This window comes from Neisseria sp. P0014.S009 (genome assembly GCF_051958155.1).
Lineage (GTDB): Bacteria > Pseudomonadota > Gammaproteobacteria > Burkholderiales > Neisseriaceae > Neisseria > Neisseria flavescens_C.
Window position 1 is genome coordinate 1 of the sequence record NZ_JBQCVS010000008.1, and the last position, 14,488, is coordinate 14,488.

The window sequence follows — 14,488 nt, forward strand, 5'->3', positions numbered from 1 at the left end:
GAAGGTGCTCATGGAAAATCCCCTAAATGTCTTGGTGGGAATTTAGGGGATTTTGGGGAATTTTGCAAAGGTCTCAAGCAGTATGCTATGCATACTGCTTTTTTATTGGGTAAAAGGATATCAATAGGTTTAAAACCTTACCTGCGTCTGCAACTGCCTACGATAAACCAATACGGCAGCAGTCAGTGTAGCAAAAGAGAATGCAGACAATAAAAGCAGATAACGACCGATTCCGTCCAAGCCGCTGCGGTTGAGCAGCAGTTCTTGAAAAGCCTTTAAGCCCCAAGCCATCGGGGAAATCCAAGTGAGTTGCTGCATGGTTTCGGGCATGACGTGTGCAGGCACCATAATGCCGCCGATTGCCGCCATCAGGATGATGCCGCCGCCGCCGAGGACGACGGCGTGTTCGGTGGATTTGGCGCAGACGCTGATTAATAGCGCGTAGCCGAGTGCGGTGGCACTGACGGCGGCGGACAACAGCGCGTAGGGAACAAGGCTGCCGTTGAGTATGAGGGCGGGCACGCCGATTTCGGGCAGCAGGTAGCGGCCGAGCAGCAACATTCCGACAAACTGAAGCTGGTTAATCAGGAAATAGGGGACAAGTTTCGCTGCAATCAGGCCGGACGCGGAAGCGCGGGCGAGGCGCAGACGGGTGATGGTGTTGGTCTGGCGTTCCAGCGCCATGACGTTCGATAGCGGTATCATGATGAAAAACATACCGAAAATCAGCCATGCGGGGACGCTGTGCTGTACGGCGTTGGGTTTTTCCACTGTGCCGCTGCCTGCGCTCAGGTAATGCTCTTCCAGCATTTTCTTATCTAAAAAGCTGCGCACGGCGGCAAATTGTTCGTCGTTTTTTTCATCCACTTTTTTCTGGATGTCTTTGCGGATGGCGCGGGGCAGTTTTTTATTGTCGATTTTGATGCCGTCGTTGTTGTCGAAATAGGCGTCCAGCCGCGTTTCAGTGTAGTGCTGCTGCAAAACGCCTTTGACCGCCGCCAGCCATGAAGGCTCGGTATCGGGCGGTACATAGATTTGTAAGGCTTTGTTGTCGGCGATTTTGTCGGAGGCGAGGTTTGGGTTGTGCAGCACCAGTTGGAAACGCTTGTCGTGCAGGCCGTTTTGCGCGTCGGTCAGTTTTTCAGACGGCATCAGCGTAACATGGATCTGCTCTTTCTCCAGCGTGGCGGCCAGTGCGGTATTGATACTATCGTTTGCTGCGCCAACCAGTGCGATACGGCTGTCGGTGTGCGGGTCTTGGTCGCGGCTCAGCGCCAACGACATAATCAGCATGAAGGCGATGGGCATCACAAACAACACGGCCAAACCGTGCAGGTCGCGACAGAGCAGTTTGAGTTCTTTGAGGAGGGAGGAAATCGTCATTATGGATCTTGCTTATCTGTTGCTGGCTCGTCTTTGCGTAGGAAATCAAGGTAAAACGTTTCCAGTGAACCGTGTCCCTGCTGGAAGTAGCGGATTTGTGCGCCGCTTTCTTGCAGGGCGGCGTAAACGGCGGCGGCATCGTGCGCCGTTTCCATCATACCGCGGCTGTCCACTTGCTTTGCACCCAAGGCGGCCATCGTTTGAGGCGGCAGCGGCGGTTCGACGGTAAAACGCACGACACCGGTTTGCGTGCTTAGAAGCTCGTCCAAACCGCCGTGATACACCAGCTTGCCGTGTTGCAGCAGCGCGATTTTGCCGCAAAGCTGCTCGATTTCCGATAGATAGTGCGAGGTGTAAACCACCGTTACCCCCTGCCGTGTCAAATCCGCCACGCTGTCGAGGATAAAGCGGCGCGACTGCGGGTCGATGCCTACCGTGATTTCGTCGAGGAACACCAGTTGCGGCGTGTTAATCAGACCGATGGCAAAATTCAGACGGCGTTTAAGTCCACCCGAAAGATGCTTTGCCGCTTTGTTTTTGTGGGCGGTCAGGTCGGTCTGTTCTAGAAGCGCATTCAGACGGCCTTTGTCGCGCACTTTGTAAAGCGAGGCGAAAAACAGCAGGTTGTCCCACACCGAAAGCTGCGGATAAAACGCAAAATCCTGCGGCACCAAACCGATTTTCTGCCGCTCGCTACGGCTTAACAGGCGCAACGGCTTGCCGTCAAACAAAATTTCGCCCTGCCGCACTTCCTGCAAGCCGGCCAAAAGCGACATCAGCGTCGTTTTTCCTGCACCGTTGTGACCGAGCAGCCCCAAACATTCGCCGTCGGCAATATCGAACGACACATTGTCCAGCGCGGCGGTTTCGGCTTTGGGGTAACGGTGGGAGAGGGATTGGATTTGAATCATGGTTTCAGACGGCCTTTCGAGCGATATTTAAATCGCAGCACCCCATAAATAACGGCGCTGGAATTTGCCGTCCTTAAATATAAAGCAGACGCCGAAAGGATCACCGTCCGAACCTTGTCTGCCGAACAGGTAAAGCGTCTTATCGCTGTGGCGGTAATAGGCTTTCCAGCCTTGATATACATTGCTGCCGCGTGCGGTGGCGGCAAAATCGGGTGAGAACAGTCCTTGCAGTTCGGCAGCGGGAACCGCTTGACCGTTTAGCGTGATGCGTTCAAGCGCGAACACGCTTTTGGGAATGTCGTAGTCTGTACCATAGAAAGGTTTGCCTCGATAGAGCCGCGCGGTGTATTTGTCTTTGTTGATGCCCGAGAAGTCGCTGAGTTTTGGATGGATGCGGCGGGCTACGATGTGTACCTTTTGACCGTTGCCGGACAAAGTCAGTGTATCGTCATGACCGGATTGTTCGCGCAGGCGGACGAAGTTTTTGTCGGAGGCGGGAAATGTTAAACGGCTGTAATGGATAAAGCCGGAATCGTCAGCGCTTGCCTGTTGCAGCTGAACAAAACAGAAGTCCGGCCTGTTTTCACTGAGTTCTTCTATACATTCCAACGGTGTGCCGTCGGGGATTTTTGCCAAAACTTTGGCTTTCAAATCGGGGCGTTCGCGTAAGTTGGTGTGTCCGTCGGCATCATGAACCAAGGCAAAACCGTCCTGCGGCGCGGCATGGGTTAAGGAGGAACACAAAAATAAGACAGTAGCTAGGTAACGCATTTTAAATTTCTTTTAGTTTTCAGACGGCCTGAATGTCAAAATAATTCACGGTAGATTAATCGGGATCGAATAAATCCTGATTATTTCAATAATCCCCGCCATAACGCTTCTTCATCATCCGCAATTTTGCGCAGAAATTCGGCAATGTTGCGGCAGCCGTTTTCGGACGGTTTTTTGCACTGTTTCACGCACATTGCTGCGAATTGGCGCCATTGGTCGCCGATGGCGGTCATTTGTTCTGAGGCCGTCTGAAATGTAGGTTCGTTGCAGATATGGGCGGCTTGTTCGAGGAAGTAGGCGTAGATATAGCGGAAACCTGCTCCGCCGGTACCGATTTCTTCCTGCATCCGCACCAAATGGCCGAGGAACAGTTTTTGGTATTTGTCGTTTTGTTTGGCAGGCAGGGACTCGATTTTTTTGGCCAGCGTGCGGATGCCTTTTACACCAATGAAAAAGACCGGCGCGAGCATATGTTTGGCGTTTTTGCGTATGGCTTTGCGGATAATAGCGGGCAAGTCTGCCATGATTTTTTCAGACGGCCTGTTGTCTTCTAATGTGTACATCATGCCTTTTGCCGCCAATACGCCTTTGGCAAAGCGCGCCCGTTGCAAATCTTCGGCGGCGCAGCGTTGTACGGTTTCAAATACGGGGTCGCTGATCAGGTAGTCGTTGCCGTCTTTGCCGTACACCAAGAGATTGTGTGCGTTGAAATGGAAACGCATTTGCGGCGGGAAGTAGGGCAGCCAAAAGACGGAGGTTTGCAAACCAGCCAGTTTGCCTGAGGACAGCGCGGCATCCAATGCGGCTTGTCCGCTTTGTGCGTCGGAAAATTTGCGGACGGATAATTTCAGCCCCAATGCTTTGCAGGTGTTTTTGATGATGCTGCGCGGCGCGGTGCGGTAGGAAACCAGCGGCATGCCGTTTAATTTGATCAGCGGCATCCAGACAAATGTCAGCGCGTGGGCAATGCCGAAAATCATGGCTTCGTCTAAATTGTGGCCATGGTATTTGAGCAGGGTGGACATCACACCGCTTTCGCAATGGGCGGTATGCTGGTGTGGAAATTCTTGTGTGGTCATAAAGTTATTGGTTTTCGTACAATGTTTTCAGACGGCCTGATGCAGTCGGAATGGGTTTGTTGTTTTGGAAATCAGCGGGCTTCTTTGGCCGCTTCCTGCTCGGCTTTGTAGCGGCGCAGAAATTCGATGGCGGCGGCTTTTTCAGCCTCGTTGCCGTATTTGGCATCACGTTGGGCGCGGCGCAGTTCAGCGCGTTCTTTGGCTTCTTCGATTTGGCGCGCTTTGAAGTCTTCTCGGTTGTCGGAGGAGACGAGTTTGTCCTGCTGCGATTGCGCTTTGGCCATGGCTTTGGCAATCAAATCCATGGGGTTGAATGCGGCGCTTGGCGCGGCTGTTTGGGTTTGTGCCTGTGCGGCCTGTTTGACTTTGACGGCGGCTTCGCGTTGCGCCAGCAGGGCTTTGCGTTCGTCATCGTCGCGCTGTTTGCGTGCGGTATGGCGTTCAAAACGGCTTTGAGCATGTTCGGCGGCAGCAAAGCGCGGTTCGGCAGAGGTGCTGAAACGGCGTGCGGACGGCAGGAAGGGCTGCGATACGGGAACCATGTCGATGCAGTCGACGGGACAGGGGGTAACGCACAAGCCGCAGCCGGTGCATTCGTCGCTGATGACGGTGTGCATCAGTTTGGACGCGCCCATAATGGCATCGACAGGGCAGGCGCGGATACAGGCGGTACAGCCGATGCAGACGGCTTCGTCAATCAGGGCTACGGCTTTGATTTGTGTTTTTGCCTGGGCGAGGTAGGGTTTGCCCAACAGGTCGGCAATATCTTTCATGACGGTTTCCCCACCCGGTGCGCACAGATTTACCGGCGCTTCTCCTGCCGACAGGGCGCGCGCATAGGGTAAGCAGCCTTCATATCCGCACTCACGACATTGGGTTTGCGGCAACAGGCGGCTGATGCTTTGGATGGAAATGGTCATCATGGATAGTCAAAATCGAAAAGGCGCATTATATCAGATTGTTGCGTTTATTTTGGCGAAACCCGCTTTGCTTATTTTAGCGAAACTCTCTACGCTCGTTTGAACTAAACTCGCTACGCTCGTTTTCAGACGGCCTGAGTCGGGTTTGCGTTATAATTTTAAAATTGATTTATTCGGATAATTAGGAATGACGGCTACACTTTGCCCCTGTCAGTCGGGGCGCGTATATACGGAATGTTGCGTACCGTTTCATGCGCGTGAGGCAGCGGCCTCGACGGCGGAAGAGTTGATGCGTTCGCGTTACAGTGCATATGTTTTGCAGGAGATTGACTATATCGTGGACACGACCGTCCCTGCGCAGCAGAATTTGTTGGACAAGCAGGATTTGGCGGCATGGAGTAAGCAAACGCAGTGGTCGGGATTAAAGGTTGTCCGTCATGTACCGTTTGGCAAGCTGCATGCTTTGGTCGAGTTTGAGGCGTATTTTGAAGAGAACGGGCAAACCGAGTGCCATCATGAATTGTCGGCGTTTGTGAAAATAGACGGGCGTTGGTACTTTATTGATCCGACCGTTGCTTTGCCGACGATGAAACAGCCTTGTTTGTGTGGCTCGGGCAAAAAGTTTAAGGCGTGTTGCGGACAGTTTTTCAAATAGTAGTGTAAACAGGCCGTCTGAACGTTCAGACGGCCTGAGCTGTTTTTTTCAGATAAAAAAAACCATTCATACTAAGGGAGAAGTATGAATGGCCAATACATTGCGGGAAAACGTCTTACTTGCTGCACCGCCCAAAAGGGATGAAAGAGCGGTGTTGTGTCAGCGATTAATATTCTACCGTTTTTAGTATTAAATGCTGTTAAGAAGTGAAATAATTTCAATAAGTTGCAAGATAATCGTGATTTTTTGAAGATAAACGGTATTTTTACTGATTTTCTCGAATCCATTTTACCCATTGCTGAAACAGCTCGGGTTGCAATGCGGCAATGACGGAACGCTTGAATACATGTTCGCCGCTCCAAAAATCGTCGCCTTCCAGTGTGGTCAGGCAGCCGCCGGCTTCTTCAAAAATCAATGCGCCGGCAGCGTAGTCCCACAGCTTTTGTCCGCCGTGGATGTAAATATCGTAGCGGCCGCTGGCAAGGTAGCACCAATCGAGCGTGCTGCTGCCCATGCTGCGGATTGTGCCGAATGGAGCAAGGGTATTCATGCGGCTGGCGAGTTTGCCCGAACGCAGGTATTTGATTTCCACGCCGGCAATGGATTCGTTGAGTTTTTTGTTTTCCGAACGCAGCGGAAGCGGCGTGCCGTTGAGGAATGCGCCTTTGCCGCGTTCGGCATAGAAACATTCGCCGCTGACCGGATTGTAAATCACGCCCAATTCGGCGTGGCCGTTTTTAACCAGCGCGACGGATACGGCAAAATGCGGCAAACCGTTGACGAAGTTGTTTGTGCCGTCGATGGGGTCGACAATCCACAGGCCGTCTGAATGTTCGTTCCACAAACGGGTTTGCTCCTGAACGCTCATCTCCTCGCCCAACATCGGACAATCCTCCAATAAGGGCAGGGCGGCGGCAAAAGCGGTTTGTGCGGCCAAATCTGCTTCACTCAAAACCGAGCCGTCTTCCTTGCGTCGTGACGGCGTGTTCAGAAAACGCGGCATGACTTCGGTTTGGGCGATGTGGCGGACGACTTTCTGTAAACGGTATAGCACGGCGTATCCTTGTTTTTTGCAGTTTTGCGTGACAGTGGATTAAAATTCGGGAAGTTCTCAAATTATAGTGGATGAAATCGAAATCAGGCAGGCAAGTGTATGTCGCCGTGTTTCAACTTCGTTCACGAAAGTTCAAATTATATACATGAATAAAGCAGGAAACCATGCCCCGATTTTATGTTGATTTTGCCTTAAGCCCCGACAGCGTGGTCGAATTGCCCGATAATGTGGTGCGCCATCTGAATGTATTGCGCGTGAAAAACACGGAAGAAATCGTGTTGTTTAACGGTAATGGCAAGGCATATCCGGCTTTGCCCGAAGTTTTGGAAAAGCGTCGCGCCAGCGTGCGGATTCTGCGTGAAGAGGCAACGGACAACGAATCGCCGCTGAACATTACGTTGGTACAGGCGGTATCCGCCGCCGAGCGCATGGATTTCACTTTGCAGAAAAGCGTGGAATTGGGCGTGGCAGAAATTCGCCCGGTCATCAGCGAACGCTGTGTCGTCCGCTTGAGCGGCGAGCGCGCTGAAAAGCGGGTGGCGCGTTGGCAGGAAATCGTTGTTTCAGCGTGTGAACAAAGCGGCCGCAATATTGTGCCGAAGGTTTTGCCGCTGACGACTTATGCGCAGGCTCTGCAACAGTTGCCGCAGGAAACGACCAAACTGTTAATGAGTTTGAACCGCGCACAAAAACTGAGCGATGTTCGGCCGCAATCCGGTAAGATCGTGTTTATGGTCGGCCCGGAAGGCGGCTGGACGGAGAAGGAAGAGCAGCAGGCATTTGATGCCGGTTTTCAATCCGTTACGCTTGGAAAACGGGTGTTGCGTACCGAAACCGCCTCACTTGCGGCCATTGCCGCCATGCAGACGCTTTGGGGCGATTTTGCATAAAGTTCAGGCCGTCTGAAAACGAGCGTAGCGGGTTGCACTAAAACGAGCTGTTGCGTCATGAGATAAAAATGGGAGTTTAAAAAATGTCTTACACCTTTACACTGGCTGAGCACGAGCTGGAAGCGGAATTGAAAAAGTTAATCGTACAAGAGGCCGATAAGGCCGACGATGTGGATATGGATGATTTCACCGACGATGCACTTTTGTTTGGCGATGACAGTCCGGTCGGTTTGGATTCGCTTGATGCGCTGCAAATCAGCGTTGCTTTGCAACAGTATTTCCAAGTGCGCCTGCAGGGCGACCGGATGGTGCGCAAACATATGATGTGCGTACGCGATTTGGCGGCGTTTATCCGTGCGGAGCATGGCGCGTGAGTTGGGTTTGCGGTACGGCGGCTACTTCTGCCTTGAATCCGCAAATGGATTTCAGACGGCCTGATGCGGTGTCTTATACGTTTTTAAACCAACCGCAGCAGGCTGCTTATTTTCGTGCATTTGCCGGCGACAGTTTGGGGCGGAAGGAATTTGCGGATATTGCCGAACAACATTTGCGCCGAGCCGCTGAAAATGCAGGCTGGCCGTCTGAAAGTTGGCATGATGCGCCGGTTTTTATCGGTTCTAGTTCCTACTCCATTTCCGAATATGAAAACCGCCATTTTGCAGGCAATAGGGCGGTAGAAGAACATAATCTGCTTTATCTCGCCGAAGATTTGCGCCGGCGTAGCGGCAATCGGCAGATTTTCAGTTTCGCTACTGCCTGCACTTCATCCGCCCATGCGCTCATTCAGGCGGATAACTGCTTGCGCGGCGAGGCGGAGCGTGCCTTTGTGCTTGGGATTGAAAACCTCAACCGACTGACTTTGCTGCATTTTCACAGCTTGGGTTTGCTGACCGAACAGTATCAGCCTTTTGGCGGAAACGGTTTGATTTTAGGCGAAGGTGTTGCCGCACTTGCCTTATCTTCTGCTGCTCCTGAATCTTCTTCAGGCCGTCTGAAACTTATCGGACACGCCGCCAATACGGGTAATGACCTGATTCAAAGCGATGGCCAAGCGCAGGAGCAAGTGATGCGTCGAGCTTTGGATGTTGCAGGCATCGCTCCTGAAAACATTGCAGCCGTTAAAACACACGGCATCGGCACGGCTGACAGCGATGCCGCCGAATTGGCCGCACTGGAAAATATATTCGGTACACTGCCGCCTTTGATGGCGTTCAAACCGCAAATTGGACACACGCTTGGCGCAACGGCAGCCCTCGAAACAGCTCTGCTTTTATCCGCTTTAAAACAAGGCGGAAGCAGCGATTATCAGGGGCGGAAAATTCGTTTTTCCGAGTGCGCGGCTTCACAAAAAGGCGGTTTTTTCTGTTTGGCCAATCAGTTTGGTTTTGGCGGCAGCAACACATCTTTGGTATGGCAATGGCAACCGTAAATCCTAATATCCGTATTACTGCCGCTGTGCGTTTTGATACTGACGCCGGCACCGGCGGCAAAATCCTCAAACAAACCTTAAAGCAGCAAAGCGGTATAGATACCCGCCGCCTCAGCCGTTTGAGTTTGATTGCCGCGCTTGGCGCAGGGCAACTGAAGGAACAAAGCGAAATCCGCCCTGATTGCGCCGTTTTTCTCGGTACGCTGTTTTCTTCGCCATCCGTGTTTGAAAAAATGGCAGACAATGTGCTGAACCATCACGCCGCGATGCCGTTTGACTTTATTGCCAACCTGCACAACGCTCCCGTTTTTCATGCTGCGCAAGCGTTAGGAACGCATGGTGCAACTTTGGTCGTAGCTGTCGACAACAATATAGATACTTGCTTTCATCCATTGTTGCTGGCGATGCAATCTTTGCAAAATGGCGGACAAGCTGCGGTTGGTTGGGCATATGAACATCAAGCAGTTCATGCCGATACTCATGAAGGCAGTATTTGGATTGTGCTTGAAGCCGGTGCAGAGCAGGGCGTTCCCGTTGTGTTGAATGATGAAGTGATGCAGGCTGATAGGTCGTCTGAAAAGCCGCGATATTATTGGCAAAGTATCGCTGATTGGATAGAAGCAGTAATGGCGCACGAGGGTGGGGTTGTAAAGAAATGTACTTTGGCATGATCGGCAAATGATTTTAGCGAAAGTATTTGTCTTTTGAATAAATAAGGTTTGCACCATTAAAAAGGCCGTCTGAAAATATTTTCAGACGGCCTTTTTGTATCAAACGCCAATCAACGAGACATCTCACCTTGAATAGCGCGGATATTCGCTTTGCGGTCGTTGATAGTACGGGTCAGCTGTTGGATTTTAATCTGGTCACCTTTTTGTTTGGCCGCATTCAGCTGTGTTTGAAGGCGGGTAATGGCGGCCTGTTCGTTGCGAATTTCCCCTTGTAATACCTGTTTACGTGTTTCTTTAGGTTTGGGTTGTGGTGCAGCAATGGTTGCAGGAATGGTACGAATTGGTGCTTTGCGGCGGATGTCTTGCTGGCTATTTTGCTTGGCCTGGCGTTTCTGTATGCTGTTGCGTAGGAGGATATTCAGACGCGGATTAGCAGCTTCGGCAGTATTGGTAACGCCACCGATCGGACCATTTAGCAGAATTTTGATGTCGTTATCGACATCTTTATCGCTGAAGAGTGCATCAGTGGTTGGTCCATATGCTTTGGGCAATGGGGTTTTGGTAGGCTTCGTTGGAGTTGCTGCCGCTGGTATGGGTTCGGTCGGCTTGACCGAGTCTGTCAGTGCGAAAATCTCGGTTGTAGATCCTGTTAATATATTGGTTTTGTCGGACGATGCAGAAGAGTTTTCAGCGTTAAGTGGTTTGGTTACTGTTTTTTTAATATTGGTTGTGCGGTTTATCGATGTTTTGGAAACAGTTTGTTCTGTGTGTGTAACTTCAGTTTTGGCCGGTTCTTCGGCTGTTGTACTTTTTGCTGTCTTGTTGTCCAATGGCTCCAAATCTAGAGAATGATTCAGGAATTGGGTGGTGGTAGCTTGGTCAGTGTGCACGTTCGGGGCGGTGAGAGTTTGGGTAGGTATCTGTTCAGTATGAGGAGAGAAAAAGCTATCCGATCTATGACTTTCCTGAGGGGTAGTTTGTACCTGAGCGATAGGTGCAGAGGGGTATACTTGAACAACAGGTGTGGTATTGAATATGGCGAAAGTATTAACGGGATATTGCTTGGTTTCAACAGGAGCTATTGCCGTTTGTGTTTCTATAACAGGAACATAGTGATCAGCCGTTGATCTAGTAGTTTTTTGGTTTGTTACTCCTGTTTTATCGAAAATGTTCTGTGTTCCAACCAATTTCGGATCTGTTTGTTGCTCTGCAAGAGTCGAATTCAAATTTAGCTGCTCAGCATTTGTTTGAAATACATTTGTTTCTACTGGACTGTACGAATCGGTAACGCGGCAGGTATTGTTGATCTGGTGTGAGGTATAAACGGTGATGCCTTCAACATTGCAGACATACTCGGCAGCGTTGGCGGCGGCGGGGAGGATCAGGCTGAGGGCAATGGCGGTTTTGCAGAAAAACGGTTTCATAAAAGCAATAGAATCAGGTTGTTTGTTTAAAGTGTAATTATACTATGTACACTGTCAGCATCCGCCAACTTATTTTTAGGCGGTGTAAAACTGTGGCTGAAAGGTTGAAAATTGGAATAAAAGGTCTTAGGCCGTCTGAAACTTGTCATAATAAAGTTTCAGACGGCCTTTGCTGTCATTGAGTATTAAGCGTTTAACAGGTTTTCGTCCAATGTCAGGTCTTCGTTTTTATTGACGGCGACTTTGCGCGTCAGGACGTTTTGTGCGATTTCCTGCGCTTCGGCGAGCGAGTGCATCATGTAAGTGCCGCATTGGTATTCGTTCAATTCGGGAATTTTGCTTTGGTCTTTGACATTGACCACATCCTGCATCGAAGCGAGCCATGCGTCGGCGACCTGCTGCTCGTCGGGCGTACCGATGAGGCTCATATAGAAACCGGTGCGGCAGCCCATCGGGGAAATGTCGATGATTTCGACGCCGTTGCCGTTCAAGTGGTCGCGCATAAAGCCCGCGAACAAATGCTCCAGCGTGTGGATGCCTTTTTCGGACAGGATTTCTTTGTTGGGAACGCAAAAGCGCAGGTCGAATACGGTAATGGTGTCACCTTTGGGCGTGGTCATGGTTTTCGCTACACGCACGGCAGGGGCGTGCATACGGGTGTGGTCAACCTTGAAACTGTCTAACAGGGGCATTTTGTTATCCTTTTGAGTGGGTTATGTAGATTTTCGGGATAGGATTTTGTCCAGCAATTCATCGTCCAAGACGCGGTTTTCGACTTTCACCCATTCTCCGTCTGTTTCAGGGAAGCCGTTGCGGCAATATCCTGCCTGCGCGACAAAATCATAGACGGCATGGATGTAGTCGTTGATGCACAAAGCTGCCAAAGTGCAGGCATCGTCCCATAAGATCAAGACATGATTGGGGATATGTTTGTCGGATACATCTTCGACATTGTAGATATGCAAAGCATCCAGAATTCCATCTTTCGAGGCAGCATAGAAGTAGCCTGTGTCGCCATCGTCTTCAAAGACGACGCCATAAGGGACATGTTCGAAAAATGATTGTAAAACTTCGGGCGTGCCGACAGTAAAGTCTTTGATTTCGGAAGTCAGATATAGCGGTAATTGTGCCATTGGGTAACGCTCTCTTTAGTGATCACTCTCAAATTACAATTCGGCAATTTCCACCGCTTCGCCCGAAGCCGCGCTTAAGGCTTCGTTCAAAACGTCGTAAAAATCGCGACTGTCGCGCGTTGCCAGCCATTTGCCGTTTTGCTCGGCGAAATGGTAGCCGCCGCTTTTGGCGGCAATCCACAATTCTTGATTGGGCGTGTGGCGGTTGACGATGATTTGCGTGCCGTCTTCGGCTTCGATGGTCAGCACGTTTCCGGCAAACTGGCAGTCGAAATCCCAGCCGTTTTCATCGATTTGGTCTTCAATGTGTTCAAACAATTCTTCGCTCATGCGGATGAATTCGCTTTCGGTCATCATGGCTTTTTGTGTGGTTTTTGTTTAAGATACCGAATCTTGCCACATTCGTAATGATGAAGAAAGTTTTACTGATGAAATACGGCGTATTTTTTGCAGCGGCAACGGCTCTGCTGCTCTCTGCCTGCGGTTATAAAGGCGACCTCTACCTGCCCAAAGAAGGCGACAAGGCGCGCTTCGGCGTGATTCAGACCGGCTTGAAATTCGATACGGCAAAAGAGCCGACCACTCAAACCAACGATTAAAAAAAGATTTCACAAACATGACATTATCCTGCGAACAAATCTCTTATTCCCACCTTGCCGAGGAATTCGGCACGCCGCTTTATGTGTACAGCAAATCTGCGCTGACCGAGGCGTTTGAAAACTACCAAACCGCGTTTGCGGCTTTGAATCCGCTTGTCTGCTACGCGGTTAAAGCCAATGGCAACCTGAGCATCATCAAGCACTTTGCTTCTTTGGGGAGCGGTTTTGACATTGTGTCCGGCGGCGAGTTGGCGCGCGTTTTGGCGGCCGGCGGCGATGCGGCGAAAACGATTTTTTCCGGTGTGGGTAAGAGTGAGGCAGAAATTGAATTTGCGCTGAATGCAGGCGTGAAATGCTTCAATATGGAGAGCATTCCCGAAATCGACCGTATTCAGAAAGTTGCCGCGCGCTTGGGTAAGGTCGCTCCGGTTTCCCTGCGCGTCAATCCTGATGTCGATGCCAAAACCCATCCTTATATCTCCACCGGCCTGAAAGCCAATAAATTCGGTATTGCCTATGCCGATGCGCTTGAGGCCTATCGTCATGCTTCCCGACAAAGCCATTTGAAAATTGTCGGTATCGACTGCCATATCGGCTCACAACTGACCGACCTCAGCCCGCTTGTCGAAGCCTGCGAACGTATCTTGGCCTTGGTCGACCAATTGGCAGATGAAGGCATTGTGTTGGAACACTTGGACTTGGGCGGCGGCGTCGGCATTGTTTACCAAGACGAAAATGTGCCTGATTTGGGCGCGTATGCCAAAGAAGTTCAAAAACTGATGGGTACACGCCGTCTGAAACTGGTTCTTGAGCCAGGCCGCAGTTTGGTCGGCAATGCAGGTGCGTTGTTGACGCGCGTTGAGTTTGTCAAACATGGCGAAGAGAAAAACTTTGTGATGGTCGATGCGGCGATGAACGATTTGATGCGCCCGGCGCTTTATGATGCCTATCATCACATTGAAGCGGTCGAAACCAAAGACATTGAGCTTCTGACGGCCAATATCGTCGGCCCGATTTGTGAAACCGGCGACTTCCTCGGCAAAGACCGCACCATCGCCTGCGAAGAAGGGGATTTGCTGCTTATCCGCAGCGCCGGTGCGTATGGTTCAAGCATGGCGAGCAACTACAACACACGCAACCGTGCGGCGGAAGTGTTGGTTGATGGCAGTGAGTGCAAACTTATCCGTCAACGTGAAACCGTCGAGCAGCAAATGGCCAACGAATTGGCTTGTTTGTAAGGTTTGATTGTTTAAAAGGCCGTCTGAAAGCTTGATAGACTTTCAGACGGCCTTTGTTATGAAAGGAAAGGGCGTGTATCCAACACGCCCTTTTTTAGTTTATCAATAATGCGGCGGAATCTCATCGCGCAGGCTGTACGGTTCGCGTTCGCCGTTTGCGCCTTTATCCTGCATCCGTTGATACAGAAGCCGCAGCTGGCCTTGCTGCAAATCCAAAGCCTGCTGCATCTTGGCGATGGTGTCGTTCAGGCTGCCGATTAAATCTTCCTGCAAGGCCGTCTGAATTTCCAGCTCGGTGACGCGGTGTTCCAATTCCTGAATATCGCTCATC

At 50.9% G+C, this 14,488-nt stretch carries 18 protein-coding genes; 7 read left to right on the forward strand and 11 right to left on the reverse strand.

Annotation, left to right across the window (positions count from 1 at the left end; all coding sequences use genetic code 11):
• Positions 1 to 129: 129 nt before the first annotated feature.
• The 5 genes from ACTHS4_RS07205 to ACTHS4_RS07225 form a co-directional block, all read right to left on the reverse strand.
• Entirely contained in the window at positions 130 to 1,383 is a 1,254-nt protein-coding gene (locus tag ACTHS4_RS07205; protein WP_070826325.1) for an ABC transporter permease, read from the reverse strand.
• The gene (locus ACTHS4_RS07210; protein ID WP_070826324.1) at positions 1,383 to 2,294 is read right to left on the reverse strand and encodes an ABC transporter ATP-binding protein; all 912 of its coding nucleotides are present in this window, start codon (positions 2,292 to 2,294) and stop codon (positions 1,383 to 1,385) included. The genes ACTHS4_RS07205 and ACTHS4_RS07210 overlap by 1 nt, the downstream gene beginning before the upstream one ends.
• 27 nt (positions 2,295 to 2,321) lie before the next feature.
• Entirely contained in the window at positions 2,322 to 3,065 is a 744-nt protein-coding gene (locus ACTHS4_RS07215; RefSeq protein ID WP_371460355.1) for an SH3 domain-containing protein, read from the reverse strand.
• 80 nt (positions 3,066 to 3,145) lie between these two features.
• Positions 3,146 to 4,144 (reverse strand): BtrH N-terminal domain-containing protein, encoded by a 999-nt coding sequence (locus ACTHS4_RS07220; protein ID WP_371460354.1) that lies wholly within the window; start codon positions 4,142 to 4,144, stop codon positions 3,146 to 3,148.
• 71 nt (positions 4,145 to 4,215) lie between these two features.
• Entirely contained in the window at positions 4,216 to 5,064 is an 849-nt protein-coding gene (locus tag ACTHS4_RS07225; protein ID WP_440365672.1) for an RnfABCDGE type electron transport complex subunit B, read from the reverse strand.
• Between the two features lie 187 nt (positions 5,065 to 5,251).
• Between ACTHS4_RS07225 and ACTHS4_RS07230 the strand changes: the two genes are divergently transcribed.
• Positions 5,252 to 5,719, forward strand: coding sequence for a YchJ family protein (locus ACTHS4_RS07230; protein ID WP_440365653.1), 468 nt, complete (start codon positions 5,252 to 5,254; stop codon positions 5,717 to 5,719).
• Between the two features lie 265 nt (positions 5,720 to 5,984).
• Here the strand turns inward: ACTHS4_RS07230 and ACTHS4_RS07235 are convergent, their stop codons facing one another.
• Complete coding sequence (locus ACTHS4_RS07235; RefSeq protein ID WP_003684681.1) at positions 5,985 to 6,773, reverse strand: inositol monophosphatase family protein; 789 nt, start codon at positions 6,771 to 6,773, stop codon at positions 5,985 to 5,987.
• Positions 6,774 to 6,937: 164 nt separating this feature from the next.
• Here ACTHS4_RS07235 and ACTHS4_RS07240 point away from each other — a divergent pair, with 164 nt between their 5' ends.
• The 4 genes from ACTHS4_RS07240 to ACTHS4_RS07255 all read left to right on the forward strand — a co-directional run bounded on the left by ACTHS4_RS07240 (position 6,938) and on the right by ACTHS4_RS07255 (position 9,763).
• Entirely contained in the window at positions 6,938 to 7,663 is a 726-nt protein-coding gene (locus tag ACTHS4_RS07240; RefSeq protein WP_440365654.1) for a 16S rRNA (uracil(1498)-N(3))-methyltransferase, read from the forward strand.
• 83 nt (positions 7,664 to 7,746) lie between these two features.
• Complete coding sequence (locus ACTHS4_RS07245; protein WP_003748215.1) at positions 7,747 to 8,037, forward strand: acyl carrier protein; 291 nt, start codon at positions 7,747 to 7,749, stop codon at positions 8,035 to 8,037.
• Positions 8,034 to 9,092 carry a beta-ketoacyl synthase N-terminal-like domain-containing protein gene (locus ACTHS4_RS07250; RefSeq protein ID WP_440365673.1) on the forward strand — a complete coding sequence of 353 codons (1,059 nt, stop codon included), beginning with the start codon at positions 8,034 to 8,036 and terminating at the stop codon, positions 9,090 to 9,092. The genes ACTHS4_RS07245 and ACTHS4_RS07250 overlap by 4 nt, the downstream gene beginning before the upstream one ends.
• On the forward strand, positions 9,074 to 9,763 hold the full coding sequence (locus tag ACTHS4_RS07255; RefSeq protein ID WP_070826319.1) for a hypothetical protein: 690 nt from the start codon (positions 9,074 to 9,076) through the stop codon (positions 9,761 to 9,763). The genes ACTHS4_RS07250 and ACTHS4_RS07255 overlap by 19 nt, the downstream gene beginning before the upstream one ends.
• A 110-nt stretch (positions 9,764 to 9,873) precedes the next feature.
• Here ACTHS4_RS07255 and ACTHS4_RS07260 read toward each other — a convergent pair whose 3' ends face one another.
• The 4 genes from ACTHS4_RS07260 to cyaY form a co-directional block, all read right to left on the reverse strand.
• Positions 9,874 to 11,187 (reverse strand): hypothetical protein, encoded by a 1,314-nt coding sequence (locus ACTHS4_RS07260; protein WP_371460352.1) that lies wholly within the window; start codon positions 11,185 to 11,187, stop codon positions 9,874 to 9,876.
• A 185-nt stretch (positions 11,188 to 11,372) separates the two neighbouring features.
• Positions 11,373 to 11,879 carry an S-ribosylhomocysteine lyase gene (gene luxS, locus ACTHS4_RS07265; RefSeq protein ID WP_070826317.1) on the reverse strand — a complete coding sequence of 169 codons (507 nt, stop codon included), beginning with the start codon at positions 11,877 to 11,879 and terminating at the stop codon, positions 11,373 to 11,375.
• A 21-nt stretch (positions 11,880 to 11,900) separates the two neighbouring features.
• Positions 11,901 to 12,320: a DUF2251 domain-containing protein gene (locus tag ACTHS4_RS07270; protein ID WP_070826316.1), complete on the reverse strand. Its 420-nt coding sequence runs from the start codon at positions 12,318 to 12,320 to the stop codon at positions 11,901 to 11,903.
• A gap of 33 nt (positions 12,321 to 12,353) precedes the next feature.
• The gene (gene cyaY / locus ACTHS4_RS07275) at positions 12,354 to 12,677 is read right to left on the reverse strand and encodes an iron donor protein CyaY (protein ID WP_070585221.1); all 324 of its coding nucleotides are present in this window, start codon (positions 12,675 to 12,677) and stop codon (positions 12,354 to 12,356) included.
• Between the two features lie 50 nt (positions 12,678 to 12,727).
• On the opposite strand from cyaY, the gene lptM reads away from it, so the two are divergent.
• Positions 12,728 to 12,919, forward strand: coding sequence for an LPS translocon maturation chaperone LptM (gene lptM, locus ACTHS4_RS07280; protein WP_003684659.1), 192 nt, complete (start codon positions 12,728 to 12,730; stop codon positions 12,917 to 12,919).
• A 17-nt stretch (positions 12,920 to 12,936) separates the two neighbouring features.
• Positions 12,937 to 14,157, forward strand: coding sequence for a diaminopimelate decarboxylase (gene lysA, locus ACTHS4_RS07285; RefSeq protein ID WP_070826315.1), 1,221 nt, complete (start codon positions 12,937 to 12,939; stop codon positions 14,155 to 14,157).
• A gap of 102 nt (positions 14,158 to 14,259) precedes the next feature.
• On the opposite strand, the gene ACTHS4_RS07290 is transcribed toward lysA, so the two are convergent.
• Positions 14,260 to 14,487, reverse strand: coding sequence for a SlyX family protein (locus tag ACTHS4_RS07290; RefSeq protein ID WP_004518924.1), 228 nt, complete (start codon positions 14,485 to 14,487; stop codon positions 14,260 to 14,262).
• Between the last annotated feature and the right edge of the window lies 1 nt (position 14,488).

Bases quoted from the DNA above. Each gene is read 5' to 3' on its own strand.
- ACTHS4_RS07210 (WP_070826324.1), bottom strand. From the start codon at position 2,294: ATGATTCAAATCCAATCCCTCTCCCACCGTTACCCCAAAGCCGAAACC.
- lysA (WP_070826315.1), top strand. From the start codon at position 12,937: ATGACATTATCCTGCGAACAAATCTCTTATTCCCACCTTGCCGAGGAA.
- ACTHS4_RS07290 (WP_004518924.1), bottom strand. From the start codon at position 14,487: ATGAGCGATATTCAGGAATTGGAACACCGCGTCACCGAGCTGGAAATT.
- ACTHS4_RS07230 (WP_440365653.1), top strand. From the start codon at position 5,252: ATGACGGCTACACTTTGCCCCTGTCAGTCGGGGCGCGTATATACGGAA.
- ACTHS4_RS07255 (WP_070826319.1), top strand. From the start codon at position 9,074: ATGGCAATGGCAACCGTAAATCCTAATATCCGTATTACTGCCGCTGTG.
- ACTHS4_RS07270 (WP_070826316.1), bottom strand. From the start codon at position 12,320: ATGGCACAATTACCGCTATATCTGACTTCCGAAATCAAAGACTTTACT.
- cyaY (WP_070585221.1), bottom strand. From the start codon at position 12,677: ATGATGACCGAAAGCGAATTCATCCGCATGAGCGAAGAATTGTTTGAA.
- ACTHS4_RS07225 (WP_440365672.1), bottom strand. From the start codon at position 5,064: ATGACCATTTCCATCCAAAGCATCAGCCGCCTGTTGCCGCAAACCCAA.
- luxS (WP_070826317.1), bottom strand. From the start codon at position 11,879: ATGCCCCTGTTAGACAGTTTCAAGGTTGACCACACCCGTATGCACGCC.
- ACTHS4_RS07260 (WP_371460352.1), bottom strand. From the start codon at position 11,187: ATGAAACCGTTTTTCTGCAAAACCGCCATTGCCCTCAGCCTGATCCTC.
- lptM (WP_003684659.1), top strand. From the start codon at position 12,728: ATGATGAAGAAAGTTTTACTGATGAAATACGGCGTATTTTTTGCAGCG.
- ACTHS4_RS07215 (WP_371460355.1), bottom strand. From the start codon at position 3,065: ATGCGTTACCTAGCTACTGTCTTATTTTTGTGTTCCTCCTTAACCCAT.
- ACTHS4_RS07220 (WP_371460354.1), bottom strand. From the start codon at position 4,144: ATGACCACACAAGAATTTCCACACCAGCATACCGCCCATTGCGAAAGC.
- ACTHS4_RS07240 (WP_440365654.1), top strand. From the start codon at position 6,938: ATGCCCCGATTTTATGTTGATTTTGCCTTAAGCCCCGACAGCGTGGTC.
- ACTHS4_RS07245 (WP_003748215.1), top strand. From the start codon at position 7,747: ATGTCTTACACCTTTACACTGGCTGAGCACGAGCTGGAAGCGGAATTG.
- ACTHS4_RS07205 (WP_070826325.1), bottom strand. From the start codon at position 1,383: ATGACGATTTCCTCCCTCCTCAAAGAACTCAAACTGCTCTGTCGCGAC.